Raw genomic sequence first — 14,880 nt, forward strand, 5'->3', positions numbered from 1 at the left:
CAAGACACGTGATCCTCCCGGGGTCCACGCAGAGGCGTGGAGGTGACGGCGTACTCCCGCACAAGCCACGGCATTGCGATTGCTGACCGGTCGCCGCCCTCGTTGCGCGGGCAGCTCGCCACGCGTCGTCATGGCAGCCGGCTTCGCGCGTCGCGGCGAGGGTCGAGGTTCGGCCTGGACCGATCTGCGACCGCCGGCCTTCGACCATTGGACAAGCCCCGCTACTGTTCTTCTGGATAGTTATGGTACTAGAGTATCAAAACTTACTTGCGCGACGTTTTGTGTTGCGTTGCAGCAACTTAGGCGGCGATACCAACGACAACCGCGAGGTGGCGCCAGGCCAGCGGAAGGCATTCCGGACAGGCCAGGCGCGCGGCGGGAGGACCCAAGAATGAAGAGTGACAACACAACCCCGGCGCAGGGTGGGCATGCCGCCCGCATCGAGGCGACCGACGTGGCGATCGTGGGCGCCGGTCCGGCTGGCCTGATGATCGCGAACATCCTCGGCATGTACGGCGTGCGTGCGGTCGTGCTCGAGAAACTCGAGCAGATCATCGACTACCCGCGTGCGATCGGGCTGGACGACGAGGCGTTGCGCGTGTTCCAGGCCATTGGCCTGGCGGATCAGCTGCTTCCGCACACCACGCCCGACCATTGGATGCGTTTCGTGACGCGCAGCGGCCATTGCTTCGCCTCGATCGAGCCGCGCACCGACGAGTTCGGCTGGTCGCGCCGCAACGCATTCATCCAGCCGCTCGCCGACCGGGTGCTGTTCGATGGCCTCAAACGCTACCCGCATGTACAGGTGCTGCTGGGCCACGTGATGGAGGGCTTCGCACAGGACAGCGAAGGCGTGACCGTGAAGGCGCAAGGCGCGGACGGAGCGCCGGTGACGATTCGCGCGAATTACCTGGTCGGCGCCGACGGCGGCGGCAGCGTAGTGCGCCGCTCGCTCGGCGTTCCATTCGAGGGACGCACCAAGCCGAACCAGTGGATCGTGGTGGACGTGCGCAACGATCCGATCGGCTCGCCCCACATCTATCTCCATTGCGACCACGAGCGGCCGTATGTCTCCGCAGCGTTGCCGCATGGCATCCGCCGCTTCGAGTTCATGGTGATGCCGGGCGAGACGGAGGAGGAGCTGTCCCGTCCCGAGAACATGGCGCGACTGATGGCCAAGGTGGTGGCCGATCCGGACAAGGTCGACTACATCCGCAAGCGCGTCTACACGCACAACGCCCGCCTGGCGCGCAGCTTCCGCGTCGACCGAGTGCTGCTGGCCGGCGATGCGGCACACATCATGCCGGTGTGGCAGGGCCAGGGTTACAACAGCGGCATCCGCGACGCCAACAACCTGGGCTGGAAGCTGGCGATGGTGGCCAAGGGGCAGGCCGATGCGCGCCTGCTGGATACCTACACCGTCGAGCGTCGTGCCCACGCGCGCTCGATGATCCACCTGTCGGAGGTGGCCGGCGACATCTTTGCGCCGACGACGCGCCTGGGCGCGCGGTTCCGCGACGTGTTCGTGCGCAGCTTCGACATGCTGCCGTCCATCAAGAATTACTTCGTCGAGATGCGTTTCAAGCCGATGCCCCGCTACGAGCGCGGCGTGGTGCTGCTGCCCGAGCCAAGGGACGCCGGGGGATGGCTGGTGCGCCTGCTGGAGCGCGCGGGCAACTCGCCGGTCGGGCGCATGCTGGGCCTGATGAGCGAGAAGCGCGATTCGTTCATGGGCCGCCTTGCCTACGGTCCCGACCCGCTGGGCAAGTCGCCGGTCGGTCGCCTGTTCATCCAGCCGCGGGTGCGCACGCCCGACAACCGTGTCATGCGCCTCGACGATGCGCTGGGCAACCAGTTCGTGGTGCTGGGCTGGGGGGCTGACCCGACCTTCTATCTCACGGCCCGGGCTCGCCAGCTGTGGCAGCGGCTGGACGGACGCTTTGCCGTCGGCAAGCCGGATGTGCAACTGGAGCATCGCGATGACGTCCCCGAAGGCTTGATCGCGGTGGGCGATGTATCCGGGCGGCTCAAGGACTGGTTCGGCAAGGCCGCCGAGTCAGTGGTGGTGCTGCGGCCGGACCGTTTCGTGGCGGCGGTGTGCACGCCGCAGCAGCTGTCGGAAACCATCGTTGCGCTCGCCTCCAGGATCGGCGTCCGCGACGCCGTGCCGGCCCAGGCCGTGCTGCCGCCGGCGATCTCCCCGTTTTCCACGGCCGCGTGATCGCGGCCGACCCGTTGGAGCAAGTAGATGTCGATTCGTCTGGAATGCCTTTCCCATACGCCATTGCATGGCTATTTCGATCCCGCGCCGGCGGTGCTCGCCGACGTCGAGCGCGTGCAGGCGGCCGCGCGGGCGCGTGTGGAAGCCTATGACCCCGAACTGATCGTGGTCTTTGCACCCGATCACTTCAATGGATTCTTCTATGACGTGATGCCTCCGTTCTGCATCGGCGCCGGCGCCACGGCGATTGGCGACTACAAGAGCATGGCGGGGCCGCTGTCGGTACCGACCGAGCTGGCGGTGGCGCTGGCCGGGTCGGTGATCGCCGCCGATATCGATGTCGCGCTGTCCTATCGCATGGAGGTCGACCATGGTTGCGCGCAGGCGCTGGAGGTCTTCACCGGCGGGCTCGATCGCTACCCGGTGATCCCCGTATTCATCAATTCGGTAGCCCCGCCGTTGGCGACGTTGCGTCGCGCGCGCCTGCTGGGCGAAGCGATGGGGCGCTTCCTGTCGCGCACCGGCAAGCGCGTGCTGGTGATCGGCTCCGGCGGCATTTCCCACGAGCCACCGGTGCCTGAGATTGCCGGCGCCACGCCGGAGGTGGCCGAGCGCCTCATCAGCAACCGTCATCCGTCACCCGAGGCACGCAATGCACGGCAGGAGCGCACTGTGGCTGCAGCGAGAGCGTTCACGGCCGGAAGCAGCGAACTGCACCCGCTCAATCCCGAGTGGGACCAGGCGTTCCTTGGCCATCTCGCCTACGACCTCCAGGCGGTGGATGGCATGAGCAACGCGGCCATCACCCGCGACGGTGGCCGCTCGGCGCACGAGATACGCACGTGGGTGGCCGCCTTCGGCCTGCTTTCGGCGTATGGCCCGTACCACGCGTCGCTTGATTTCTACCGGCCGATCCCGGAGTGGATTGCGGGCTTTGCGGCCATGCATGCAGAACCGCTGGGAGGGCAGGTGGCATGAGTCGTTCCTCGCTCGTGCATGACATTGCCCGTCGATTGAGTCTGGCCGAACGGACGGTCCAGCCGGTGGCCCCGGTACGCGGTGAGATCGCGCCGGACGATGTCGGCATGGCTTACGCGGTGCAGATGGCCAATGTCGACGCACGCGTTTCCCGGGGCGAACGCATCGTCGGACGCAAGATCGGCCTTACCTCGCTGGCGGTGCAGCGGCAGCTGGGCGTGGACCAACCCGACTTCGGCGCGCTGTTTGCCAGCATGGCCTATGGCGATGGCGATGCGATACCGCTGCCGCGGCTGATCCAGCCGAAAGTGGAGGCCGAGGTTGCACTGGTGCTGGAGCGCGACCTCGTGCGCGAGAAGCACACCTATGTCGACCTGCTGAGTGCCACGGCCTACGCGCTCGCCGCCATCGAAGTGGTCGACAGCCGCATCGTGGATTGGGATATCCGTTTCGTCGATACCGTGGCCGACAACGCTTCCAGTGCAGCATTCGTGCTCGGCAGCCGCCCGGTGCCCTTGCGCGAGCTTGATCTCGCCCGTTGCGCGATGAGCTTGTCGCGCGATGGCGAAGTGCTCTCGCAGGGCAATGGCGCGGCCTGCCTGGGCAATCCGCTGAACGCGGCTGTATGGCTGGCCGACCGCATGGTCGCGCTGGGTACGCCGTTGCGCGCGGGGGACGTGGTGCTGACCGGCGCGCTCGGCCCGATGGTGGCCGTGCGCGAGGCCGGCGTGTTCGTCGCCAGCATCGATGGCCTGGGCAGCGTGCGCGCGGCCTTTTCCGGCTAACTCTTTCGAGCAGGACTCCCATGACTTTCAAGAAACTCAAGGCCGCGATCATCGGATCCGGCAACATCGGCACGGACTTGATGATCAAGCTGCTGCGCCAGGCCAGTTACCTGGAAATCGCGGCGATGGTCGGCATCGACCCCGCCTCCGATGGCCTGGCACGCGCCGCACGCATGGGCGTGGCCACCACGCATGAAGGTGCCGAAGGACTGGCTCGCATGCCGGTGTTCCAGGACATCGACTTCGTGTTCGACGCCACCTCGGCCGGCGCGCACGTCCGTAACGACGCGCTGCTGCGCCAGCACAAGCCAGGCATCCGCATGATCGACCTGACTCCTGCCGCAATCGGCCCGTATTGCGTGCCGGTGGTGAACCTGGACGCGCACCTGGATGCGCCCAACGTGAACATGGTGACCTGCGGCGGGCAGGCGACCATCCCGGTCGTCGCAGCGGTGTCGCGCGTGGCGAAAGTGCATTACGCCGAGATCGTCGCCTCCATCAGCAGCAAGTCGGCGGGGCCGGGCACGCGTGCAAACATCGACGAGTTCACCGAAACCACCTCCAGGGCGATCGAGGTGGTCGGTGGTGCCCAAAAGGGCAAGGCCATCATCGTGCTCAACCCGGCCGAGCCGCCGTTGATGATGCGCGACACCGTATACGTATTGTCTGAAGCCGCCGATACGGCCGCCGTCGAGGCATCGGTGGAGGCCATGGTTCGCGCGGTCAACACCTACGTGCCCGGCTATCGCCTGAAGCAGCGCGTGCAGTTCGACGTGATTCCCCCCGATGCGCCGCTCACCATCCCCGGACTGGGGCGCTTCAGCGGCCTCAAGACCTCGGTGTTCATCGAGGTCGAGGGCGCCGCCCATTACCTGCCGGCCTACGCCGGCAACCTCGACATCATGACGTCCGCCGCACTGGCGACGGCCGAGCGCATGGCCAAGGCCATGCTGGGCGCCTGAGGAGAACTGCCGTGAACAAGAAGCTCTATATCTCCGACGTGACGCTGCGCGACGGCAGTCATGCGATTCGCCACCAGTATTCCATCAAGAACGTGCAGGACATCGCGCGGGCGCTGGACCGGGCGCGCGTGGACAGCATCGAGGTGGCGCATGGCGATGGCTTGCAAGGTTCCAGCTTCAACTACGGCTTCGGCGCCCACACCGATCTGGAATGGATCGAGGCGGTGGCCGATGTGGTCAGCCATGCGCGCATCGCCACGCTGCTGTTGCCGGGCATCGGCACCATCCATGACCTCAAGGCGGCCTATCAGGCGGGTGCGCGCATCGTGCGCGTGGCCACGCATTGCACCGAGGCCGACATCTCGCGCCAGCACATCGAGTATGCGCGCGAACTGGGCATGGATACGGTCGGCTTCCTGATGATGAGCCACATGACCACGCCGCAGAACCTCGCGGTGGAGGCCAGCAAGATGGAAAGCTACGGCGCAACCTGCATCTACGTGGTGGATTCCGGCGGAGCGCTCAACATGAGTGACGTGCGTGACCGCTTCCGCGCCCTCAAGGAGGTGCTCAAGCCGCAGACGCAGACCGGCATCCACGCCCATCACAACCTCAGCCTGGGTGTGGCGAACTCCATCGTCGCGGTGGAGGAGGGGTGCGATCGCATCGATGCCAGCCTTGCGGGCATGGGTGCGGGCGCCGGCAATGCGCCACTGGAAGTGTTCATCGCGGCGGCCGAACGCCTGGGCTGGAACCACGGCACCGCTCTCTACACCCTGATGGATGCGGCCGACGACATCGTGCGCCCGCTGCAGGACCGTCCGGTGCGCGTGGATCGCGAAACGCTGGCGCTGGGCTATGCCGGTGTCTATTCCAGCTTCCTGCGCCACTCGGAGGCCGCCGCAAGGAAGTATGGCCTCAAGACCGTGGACATCCTGGTCGAGCTGGGCAAGCGCCGCATGGTCGGCGGACAGGAAGACATGATCGTGGACGTGGCGCTGGACCTGAAGCGCGCGCAGGACGCCCGCCCGTAAATCCCCACCCTTCCTCCTGCCTGCGCCTGGCGCGGGCGAGAACCGAGAGAGACATTGCCATGAGCCACCACACCCCCCCCGTCAACGAGGCGGCCACCAGCCATTTCGTCAGCGTCCGCGAGGGCGAAGCGGATCTGCGCATCCATTACAACGACGTCGGGCAGGGCGATGAAGTCGTCGTCATGCTGCACGGTTCCGGTCCGGGCGCGAGCGGCTGGGCCAACTTCAACCGTAACATCGAGCCGCTGGTCGAGGCGGGCTATCGCGTACTGCTGGTCGACTGCCCGGGCTGGGGCAAGAGCGATTCCATCGTCAACGCAGGCTCGCGCTCGGAGCTCAACGCCCGCATCCTCAAGGGCGTGCTCGACGAACTCGGCATCGGGCGCGTGCACATCCTGGGCAATTCCATGGGCGGCCATAGCACGGTGGCGTTCGCACTGGCCAATCCCCAGCGCGTGGGCAAGCTGGTGCTGATGGGGGGCGGTACGGGCGGCCCGAGCCAGTTCGTGCCGATGCCGACCGAGGGCATCAAGCTGATCAACACGGTCTACCGCGAGCCGACGATCGAGAACCTCAAGAAGATGATGAACATCTTCGTCTACGATCCCAGCTCGTTGACCGATGAGCTGATGCAGGCGCGCCTGGACAACGTGCTGGCGCGCCGCGATCACCTCGAGAATTTCGTGAAGAGCCTGGCGGCCAATCCGAAGCAGTTCACCGATTACGGCCCGCGCCTGGGCGAAATCAGCGCACCCACCCTGGTGATCTGGGGCCGCGACGATCGCTTCGTGCCGATGGACATCGGCCTGCGCCTGCTCTGGGGTCTGCAGAACGCGGAGCTTCATGTCTTCGCGCGCTGTGGGCATTGGGCGCAATGGGAGCACGCCGATGCCTTCAACCGCATGGTGCTCGACTTCCTTGCGAAGTAAGCCCCGCGCGGGCAGGCTAGCGCTTGCCGGGCCGTCGCGCCCGGCAAGCTGACCCATGGCCTGCAAGGCGCACCTATGAAAGGACCCCATCCGGGCGGTCGCCCCGTCAACGAACAGGCCGGCGCGGCGCTGCTGGAAGCTGCGCGTGCGCTGGTGGCCGAGCATGGCTACGACAAGGTCTCCATGCAGATGATCGCCGACCATGCCGGCGTGGGGCGTCAGACCGCCTACCGGCGCTGGCCGAGCAAGGCCGACCTGGTGCTCAACGCGTTCCTCAATTATTCGCGGCAGATGAACGTGATCGAGCCGGGACCGGTCGTGCCGATGGTCGAACGCTTCCTCTCGCAGATCTTTGCCGACATCAATGCCGTCCACGGCCGCGCCATCCGCAGCCTGATCGCTGCGGCGCAGGACGACGCCGAGTTCAAGGAAAGCTTCGACAAGCAATTCGTCAAGCCGCGCGACCTGATCCTGTTGCGCATCCTTCGCCATGGCGTGGAGCAGGGGGAGATCCCCGAGTCAGCCAATCTCAACCTGGTGATCGACGCCATCCACGGCGCCTTCTGGTACCGGTTGCTGCTGGGGCGCCGGCTTACCACCCGCTATGCGCGCGAGCTCGCCGCATATGCCATCCACGGCGTGCACGCCGCCGCGTAAGCCGGCAGCGTCGGGCCCTGGCATCCCGCCAAAGAAAAAGCCCCGGCAACTTGCGTTGCCGGGGCTTTGACCGAAGTGGGTTGGTGGAGCCAGGGAGGATCGAACTCCCGACCTCGTCATTGCGAACGACGCGCTCTCCCAGCTGAGCTATGGCCCCACACGAGCCACTCATGTTAGCAGTGGCCTTCGGTGTTCGCCAAGCCCCCTGGTTCAACGCGGGTGACGTAGCGAGGGTGAGCGGGCTCTCAGGGCAGCAGGCGGCTCAGGTCGGCATGCAGCACTTCGCGGCGCCAGCCTTCCAGGAATTCCGGCCACTGCGCGGTCACCACGTATTCCTCCAGCGCCTTGCGCGGACACAGCAGCCCGGCCGGGAGGTCCAGTTCGAGCGCGCGCTGGTCGACCTTGTCCTTCATCGCGGACAGGGCGCGCTTGGCGTCCCCCTGGGGCGCCTCGGGGATCGCCGCGGTGGCTTCGATTTCCTCCGCGGTGACCGCCTGGCCAAGCACGCCCAGCAGTTGGTCGCGCTGCGGCGAGCGCAGGGCACGTTGGCCGCGGGTGCGTTGCTCCAGTTCCTGGGCGACCGTCGGCCGCTGCTGCACCAGGCTCATTACGGTGGCATCTTCGAGCAGCCAGGGGCGTGGGCGGTCGAGTTCGCGCGCGGTGCTGTCGCGCCACAGCAGTACGCGTCGCAGCAGGGCCCGCTGGGCGGGCTGCCAGTCGGATGCGCTGCGGAAGGCGCGTTGCGGTTGTGGATCTCCACCGCGGTAGCAGGCCCGCTGCTTGAGGCGCTCGCAATCCTCGGCGTGCCATGCAACGCGGTCGCGCTGTAGCAGGCGTTCGGCCAACTGTTCATGCACCGGCTTCAGGTACACCACGTCCAGCGTCGCGTAGGCACGTTGCGAATCGGTGAGCGGACGCTGCAGCCAGTCCGAGCGCGTTTCACCCTTGTCGAGCTCCGCGCCGGCCAGTTCGGCCACCAGGGCGCGATAGCTGATGCCCAGGCCCATGCCGACGAAGGCCGCCGCGATCTGCGTGTCGAACAGTTGGCGTGGGCCATGCGGCAGCAGTGGCGACAGCGCCTCCAGGTCCTCGCTGGCGCTGTGCATCACGGTCACCGCATCGCCATCGCCGAGCAGTGGGCGCAGTGCGTCGTCGATCGCGAATGCGGTCGGATCGACCAGTGCGTAGCGTCCGTTCCAGCCGAGCTGGATCAGTGCGAGCTGCGGATAAAACGTGTTCCGCCGCATGAATTCGGTGTCGAAGCCGATGGCTGCGTCGGCGGGCACGGTGGCCAGCCAGGACTGCAGGTCGTCGCGTCGTTCGATCCAGGCGGCGTCGGGCGCGAGATTGGAGTGTGGATGCATGCGTATTCCTGACGATGCGGAACGCGCACTCGCGCATTGTCCTGACATCGGTTTGTGCCTATGGTTAGGCGGGTCACGATAACAGGCTGCCCAGGGACGCCCAACATGCCGAGCAAGGAAACCGTACGACGACAGCGCGCCCTCGGTGGGGCGGTTGGCGTGGTCGTGCTCGGCATGGCGTTGGTTTATCACTTCTTTCCGCGGGTTTTCCACGTCGAGCCGTCCACCATCGCCGCCAAGCGCGCCATGAACCTGAGTCCACTGCCCAGCGCGGTGCCGGGGCAGGGTGCATCGCCGGCGCCCCGTCTGGCCGAAGTCGATGCCGGGCCGCCGCTGACGCTGGCGCCCACCGAGGTGATCGTGGCGCGCCTGGGCCACAAGAACGAGAATTTGCCCGAGCAGCTGAGTGCGGACACCCCGGAGGTGGAGGCCCTGCTGGCCCGGGCAGCGAAGGCGCTGCATGCGGGACAGCTGGCCGGCGATGAGAACAGTGCGGCCGCGTTGTACGAGCAGGCACTCAAGGACAAACCCGACAGCCGGCGTGCCGCCCAGGGGTTGTTCGAAGTGCGCGCACGGTTGGTGGCCGAGATCAACCAGGACCTGGCTGTCGGCGACGCCGATTCGGCAGGGGACCTGCTCGACGCGCTCAAGACCATTCCCGATTCCAGCGACGACGTGACCCAGCTGCAGGGCAAGCTGAAGATCCTCAACCAGGCGCGCCCGCTGCTGGCCAAGGCGGCCAGCCTGTTGCAGCAGGGCAATGTGGACCAGCCCGCCGGCAACAACGCGCTGGAGCTGTACCGCCAGGTGCAACAGCTTGATCCGGACAATGCCGTGGCCCAGCAAGGCATCCTGCAGGTGCAGCGCGCCGTGCTCGATCGCGCCCTGGCGGCGGTCGCGCAGAACGACTTCAAGGGCGCGGACCAGGCGCTGGCGGAAGCGGCCCAGGTACTGCCCGACTCACCGGCCCTGCATGACGTGCGCACCCGCGTGGATGGCATGCGCCAGGGCCGCGCCAACGGCATCCTCGCGCAGGCACGTTCGGCGCTGGATGCCGGCAACCTCACCCTGGCCCAGCAACTGGCAGACCAGGCCAAGGCGATCAGTCCCGACCTGGTCGGACTGGCCGACTTCAATGAGCGACTGACCAACGCGCGCCTGTATGCAAGCTACAAGCCCGGCCAGGTGTTCACCGATCACTTCGTGGACATGCCGGGACAGACGCCGGCCATGGTGGTCGTGCCCACTGGCAGCTTCCAGATGGGGGCGCCGGACAACGAGGCGGGCCGCCAGGACGCCGAGACGCCGCAGCACGAAGTCGCCATCGCCAAGGGCTTCGCGCTCTCGCGCAGCGCCATCACCGTGGGGCAGTTCCGCGACTTCGTGCGTGCCAGCGGCTATCAACCCGACTCGGTCAAGCTCGGCGGCGCCAGCGTCTATGACGAAGGCACCGGCGCCATGCGTGACGACGGCAGCGCAAGCTGGCAGGACGATTACGCCGGCAAGCAGGCCGACAGCCGCCTGCCGGTGGTGAACATTTCCTGGAATGACGCCAAGGCCTATGCCGACTGGCTCAGCCAGCGCACCGGCAAGGCCTATCGGCTGCCCAGCGAAGCCGAGTTCGAATATGCCCTGCGTGGCGGCACCAGCTCGCGCTACTGGTGGGGTGACGGCGCGCCGACCAGCAAGGTCGAAAACCTCACGGGTGGCCAGGATCGCTCGCCCAGCGGGCGACGCTGGAGCAATGCGTTCCCGGGTTACCGGGACGGCTACTGGGGGCCTGCCCCGGTGATGAGTTTTGCGGCCAATCCCTTTGGCCTCTACGACATCGGCGGCAACGTGTCGGAATGGGTGCAGGACTGCTGGCACGACAGCTACCTGCGGGCGCCGCGCGATGGCAGTGCCTGGGTCAATCCGGGCTGCGGCGTGCGGGTGGTGCGTGGTGGCTCCTGGGGCAGTTCGCCAGAGCAGGTGCGGTCGGCCTATCGACAGGGCGCCGACGCCAGCGTGCGCAGCGGCCGTGTCGGTTTCCGCGTGCTGCGCGAGCTCTGACCCTGCCGGCCACGATGGCCTCCCTTCGATGCCTGACGGTGGGGCGTGCCTGATGTGCAGCCTCGGAGCCCCGGGCAGGCTTTGCCCCCAGAGCCTGCGCTCCTGTTCGCTTTCGATGGTGGTCGCTGTGCCGCTGAGACCCGCTTTGCCCCCGCTTGTGCTGCCGGTCGGACGAACCGTAAAATGGCCCGCTTTCGTGTAAGGGAATCATCGACTTAGGGCGGAATGCCCGGAGGCTGGCGGGGCGGGGTGTAAGGCGATTTTGTCTGTCTATTCCCTTGGAAATCCGATGCTTGCGGACATTTCCTCAGAGTTGTTCTGATGCGAAAGTGGCGGAATTGGTAGACGCACCAGATTTAGGTTCTGGCGGGTAACCCCCGTGTGGGTTCGAGTCCCACCTTTCGCACCATCCCTTATGTTTATGCAGGCGGCCGGGGGCCGCCAGGCGCCTTTGACGGGCGCACTTTTCGGTATTCCAGGAGACGTCATGCAGGTTTCGGTTGAAAACGTCGGCAAGCTCGAGCGCAAGCTCACGGTGAAGTTTCCCGCGGAGCGCTTCGAGTCGCAGGTGAGCGCGCGCATTGCCGAGATGGGCCGCACGGTACGCCTCAAGGGCTTCCGTCCGGGCAAGGTGCCGACCGCGGTGATCCAGCAGCGCTTTGGCGACCAGGTGCGTGGCGAGGTGCTTTCCGACCTGATCGGCAGCACCCTGCGTGAAGCCGTGGCCCAGGAGAACCTGCGTCCGATCGCCAACCCGTCGATCAACACCACCGGCCGCCCGGAAGACGGCGAGATCGCCTACACCGCCACCTTCGAGGTGATGCCGGAGTTCCCGGAAATCGACGTCGCCAAGCTTGAAGTGGCCCGTCCGGTTGCCGAAGTGACCGACGCCGACATCGAAAAGATGATCGAGACCCTGCGCCTGCAGCGCCGCAGCTTCGACCCGGTCGAGCGCGCCTCGGCCGAGGGCGACTTCGTGATGTTCGAGTACTCGGCGCAGGCCGGTGACTACCGCTTCCCGGCCGAGGGCCTGGAGCGCGCAGGCAGCGTGCTGGGCTCGGGCAACCTGTTCAAGGCACTGGACGAAGTGCTCACCGGTCGCAAGGCGGACGAAGAGTTCGACGCCGACGTCGAGTTCCCGGCCGATTTCCGCAACGAGAGCCTGGCCGGCAAGACCGCCCAGTGCCACTTCAAGATCATCAAGGTGCAGGAGCCGAAGCTGCCGGAGGTGGACGCCGAGTTCGCCAAGCTGTTCGGCATTGCCGACGGCGACCTGGAGCAGTTCCGCAAGGAAGTGCGTGCCAACCTCGAGCGCGAGCTCAAGGCCACCCTGATGGCCCGCCTGAAGTCGGAAGTGGCCGAGAAGCTGGCCAACGCCTACCCGGAGCTGGACGGGCCGAACATCATGGTGCAGTCCGAGGCGCACAACCTGGCCCAGGGCAGCGTCCCGCGTGGCCAGCAGGTGCCGCCGCAGCTGGTCGAGGCCGCCGCCCCGATCGCCCGCAAGCGCGTCATTGCCGGCCTCCTGATGGGCGAGATTGCCCGCAAGCAGGCCCTGGCCATCGACCGCAGCCGCGTGGCCGAGCAGTTGGCCGCGATCGCCTCGACCTACGAGGAGCCGGAGAAGGTCGTTGAACTTTACAACCGCGACCCCCAATTGATGTCCGGGCTGCAGAATCGCGTGATGGAAGACCAGGTGGCCGAGTGGGTGGCGGATCACGCCACGACCACCGTGCAGAACCTGGGCTTCGACGAGGTGATGCGCCCGGTCAGCGCCTGAGGCATCCTTCAGGCCAATCAACCGGAGAGCGACAAAGCATGGCCATGGACCCGATCCAGAACCTCAACCTGGTACCGATCGTCGTCGAGCAGACCGCCCGCGGCGAACGTTCGTACGACATCTATTCGCGCCTCCTGAAGGAACGCGTGATCTTCCTCGTGGGCGAGGTGAACGATCAGGTGGCCAACCTGCTGGTCGCGCAGATGCTGTTCCTTGAATCGGAGAATCCGGACAAGGACATCCATCTGTACATCAACAGCCCGGGCGGTGCCGTCACCGCCGGGCTGGCGATTTACGACACCATGCAGTTCATCAAGCCCGACGTGAGCACCATGTGCATCGGCCAGGCGTGCAGCGCGGCCTCGTTGCTGCTGATGGCCGGCGCCAAGGGCAAGCGCTATTCGTTGCCGAACTCGCGCGTGATGATCCACCAGCCCTCGGGCGGTGCCCGCGGCCAGGCTACGGACATCGAGATCCAGGCCCAGGAAATCCTGTACCTGCGCCGCCGTCTGAACGACATCTACGTTCAGCACACCGGCCAGCCCCTCGACAAGATCGAGCGGGACATGGAGCGCGACCGCTTCATGAGCGCCGAGGCGGCCAAGGAATACGGCCTGATCGACCAGGTCCTGGACCGTCGTGCGGTCGAATCGGTCAAATCCGCCTGATTTCAGGCATTTGGTACCGGGTTTGCAAGTCGTTCCGCGTCTGGCTGCAGACGCGGAACGCTGTGCTATTCTCAAACCGCAATCGATTTACTAGCAGGATCCAGGCATGAGCGACGATCGGCAGGGCCGTTCCAACGACAGCGGCAAGATTCTCTACTGCTCCTTCTGCGGCAAGAGCCAGCATGAAGTGCGCAAGCTGATCGCGGGCCCCTCCGTGTTCATCTGCGACGAGTGCGTAGAGCTGTGCAACGACATCATCCGCGAAGAGCTTGAGGAAAAGGCCGCCTCCGGGCGCAGCCAGCTGCCCAAGCCGCGCGAGATCATGGAAACGCTCGACCAGTACGTAGTGGGCCAGACCCGCGCCAAGAAGGCGTTGGCGGTGGCCGTGTACAACCACTACAAGCGCATGGAATCACGCCAGAAGAGCGACGATGTCGAGCTTGGCAAGTCCAACATCCTGCTGATCGGTCCCACCGGCTCGGGCAAGACCCTGCTGGCCGAAACTCTCGCGCGCCTGCTGAACGTGCCGTTCACGATCGCCGACGCCACCACGCTGACCGAGGCTGGTTACGTGGGCGAGGACGTGGAAAACATCATCCAGAAGCTGCTGCAGAAGTGCGACTACGACGTCGACAAGGCGCAGTCGGGCATCGTCTACATCGACGAAATCGACAAGATCTCGCGCAAGAGCGAGAACCCGTCGATCACTCGTGACGTCTCCGGCGAAGGCGTGCAGCAGGCGCTGCTCAAGCTGATCGAGGGTACGCTGGCCTCGGTGCCGCCGCAGGGCGGCCGCAAGCATCCGCAGCAGGAATTCCTGCAGGTCGATACCAAGAACATCCTGTTCATCTGCGGCGGCGCGTTCGCTGGCCTCGAGAAGGTGATCCAGCAGCGTTCCGAGACGGTGGGCATCGGCTTCTCTGCCGAAGTCCGCAGCAAGGAGCGCAAGGAAAATCTCGGCAAGCTGCTGGCCGACGTGGAGCCGTCCGACTTGGTGCGCTATGGCCTGATCCCCGAGTTCGTGGGTCGTCTGCCGGTGGTCGCCACGCTCGATGAGCTGGACGAGCCCGCGCTGGTAAAGATCCTCACCGAGCCGAAGAACGCCGTCACCAAGCAGTTCAAGAAGCTGTTCGAGATGGAAGGCGTAGAGCTGGAATTCCGCCCCGAGGCACTGCAGGCCATCGCCCGCAAGGCGCTCAAGCGCAAGACCGGTGCCCGTGGCCTTCGCACCATCCTCGAGCAGGTATTGCTCGACACCATGTACGAACTCCCGTCGCTGGAGCACGTCAGCAAGGTCGTGGTGGATGATGCCGTCATCGAAGGCCAGGCCGAGCCCTACCTGATCTATCGCGGCAACCTCAAGCAGCCGCGTGCGGCGGGCGAGGGCGGCGACGCCGCCTGACTGGTCCAAAGGCCGTATTGATCCACGCGATGGCCCCGGCGTAATTGC

Annotated in this window: 12 protein-coding genes and 2 tRNA genes; 12 read left to right on the top strand and 2 right to left on the bottom strand. The window is 66.1% G+C overall.

Going from position 1 to position 14,880, the window contains the following annotated elements; all coding sequences use genetic code 11:
* Positions 1 to 391: 391 nt before the first annotated feature.
* The 7 genes from DVU99_RS02185 to DVU99_RS02215 all read left to right on the top strand — a co-directional run bounded on the left by DVU99_RS02185 (position 392) and on the right by DVU99_RS02215 (position 7,566).
* Positions 392 to 2,221 (top strand): bifunctional 3-(3-hydroxy-phenyl)propionate/3-hydroxycinnamic acid hydroxylase, encoded by a 1,830-nt coding sequence (locus DVU99_RS02185; protein WP_114238553.1) that lies wholly within the window; start codon positions 392 to 394, stop codon positions 2,219 to 2,221.
* Between the two features lie 27 nt (positions 2,222 to 2,248).
* A complete protein-coding gene (locus DVU99_RS02190) occupies positions 2,249 to 3,199 on the top strand; it encodes a 3-carboxyethylcatechol 2,3-dioxygenase (protein WP_114238554.1) in 951 nt (316 codons plus the stop codon).
* Complete coding sequence (locus tag DVU99_RS02195) at positions 3,196 to 3,984, top strand: 2-keto-4-pentenoate hydratase (protein WP_114238555.1); 789 nt, start codon at positions 3,196 to 3,198, stop codon at positions 3,982 to 3,984. The genes DVU99_RS02190 and DVU99_RS02195 overlap by 4 nt, the downstream gene beginning before the upstream one ends.
* A gap of 20 nt (positions 3,985 to 4,004) precedes the next feature.
* Entirely contained in the window at positions 4,005 to 4,946 is a 942-nt protein-coding gene (locus DVU99_RS02200; protein WP_114238556.1) for an acetaldehyde dehydrogenase (acetylating), read from the top strand.
* An 11-nt stretch (positions 4,947 to 4,957) separates the two neighbouring features.
* Positions 4,958 to 5,980, top strand: a complete 1,023-nt coding sequence (gene dmpG / locus DVU99_RS02205) for a 4-hydroxy-2-oxovalerate aldolase (protein WP_114238557.1) — start codon at positions 4,958 to 4,960, stop codon at positions 5,978 to 5,980.
* Between the two features lie 59 nt (positions 5,981 to 6,039).
* Positions 6,040 to 6,909 (top strand): alpha/beta fold hydrolase, encoded by an 870-nt coding sequence (locus DVU99_RS02210; protein WP_114238558.1) that lies wholly within the window; start codon positions 6,040 to 6,042, stop codon positions 6,907 to 6,909.
* A gap of 75 nt (positions 6,910 to 6,984) precedes the next feature.
* Positions 6,985 to 7,566 (top strand): TetR/AcrR family transcriptional regulator, encoded by a 582-nt coding sequence (locus DVU99_RS02215; RefSeq protein ID WP_114238559.1) that lies wholly within the window; start codon positions 6,985 to 6,987, stop codon positions 7,564 to 7,566.
* An 81-nt stretch (positions 7,567 to 7,647) separates the two neighbouring features.
* On the opposite strand, the gene DVU99_RS02220 is transcribed toward DVU99_RS02215, so the two are convergent.
* Together DVU99_RS02220 and rnd are read right to left on the bottom strand one after the other, a co-directional pair.
* Positions 7,648 to 7,723 (bottom strand) — tRNA-Ala (locus DVU99_RS02220).
* An 88-nt stretch (positions 7,724 to 7,811) separates the two neighbouring features.
* The gene (gene rnd / locus DVU99_RS02225) at positions 7,812 to 8,930 is read right to left on the bottom strand and encodes a ribonuclease D (protein ID WP_114238560.1); all 1,119 of its coding nucleotides are present in this window, start codon (positions 8,928 to 8,930) and stop codon (positions 7,812 to 7,814) included.
* A gap of 105 nt (positions 8,931 to 9,035) precedes the next feature.
* On the opposite strand from rnd, the gene DVU99_RS02230 reads away from it, so the two are divergent.
* The 5 genes from DVU99_RS02230 (at position 9,036) to clpX (ending at position 14,832) form a co-directional block, all read left to right on the top strand.
* A complete protein-coding gene (locus DVU99_RS02230; RefSeq protein ID WP_114238561.1) occupies positions 9,036 to 10,982 on the top strand; it encodes a formylglycine-generating enzyme family protein in 1,947 nt (648 codons plus the stop codon).
* Positions 10,983 to 11,305: 323 nt separating this feature from the next.
* Positions 11,306 to 11,391, top strand: a tRNA-Leu gene (locus DVU99_RS02235).
* A 78-nt stretch (positions 11,392 to 11,469) separates the two neighbouring features.
* Positions 11,470 to 12,762: a trigger factor gene (gene tig / locus DVU99_RS02240; protein ID WP_114238562.1), complete on the top strand. Its 1,293-nt coding sequence runs from the start codon at positions 11,470 to 11,472 to the stop codon at positions 12,760 to 12,762.
* Positions 12,763 to 12,800: 38 nt separating this feature from the next.
* Positions 12,801 to 13,430, top strand: a complete 630-nt coding sequence (gene clpP, locus DVU99_RS02245; RefSeq protein WP_114238563.1) for an ATP-dependent Clp endopeptidase proteolytic subunit ClpP — start codon at positions 12,801 to 12,803, stop codon at positions 13,428 to 13,430.
* Between the two features lie 106 nt (positions 13,431 to 13,536).
* Positions 13,537 to 14,832, top strand: a complete 1,296-nt coding sequence (gene clpX, locus DVU99_RS02250) for an ATP-dependent Clp protease ATP-binding subunit ClpX (RefSeq protein WP_074547536.1) — start codon at positions 13,537 to 13,539, stop codon at positions 14,830 to 14,832.
* Positions 14,833 to 14,880 lie beyond the last annotated feature (48 nt).

The sequence above is a fragment of the Dyella sp. C9 genome (assembly GCF_003332825.1).
Taxonomy (GTDB): domain Bacteria; phylum Pseudomonadota; class Gammaproteobacteria; order Xanthomonadales; family Rhodanobacteraceae; genus Dyella.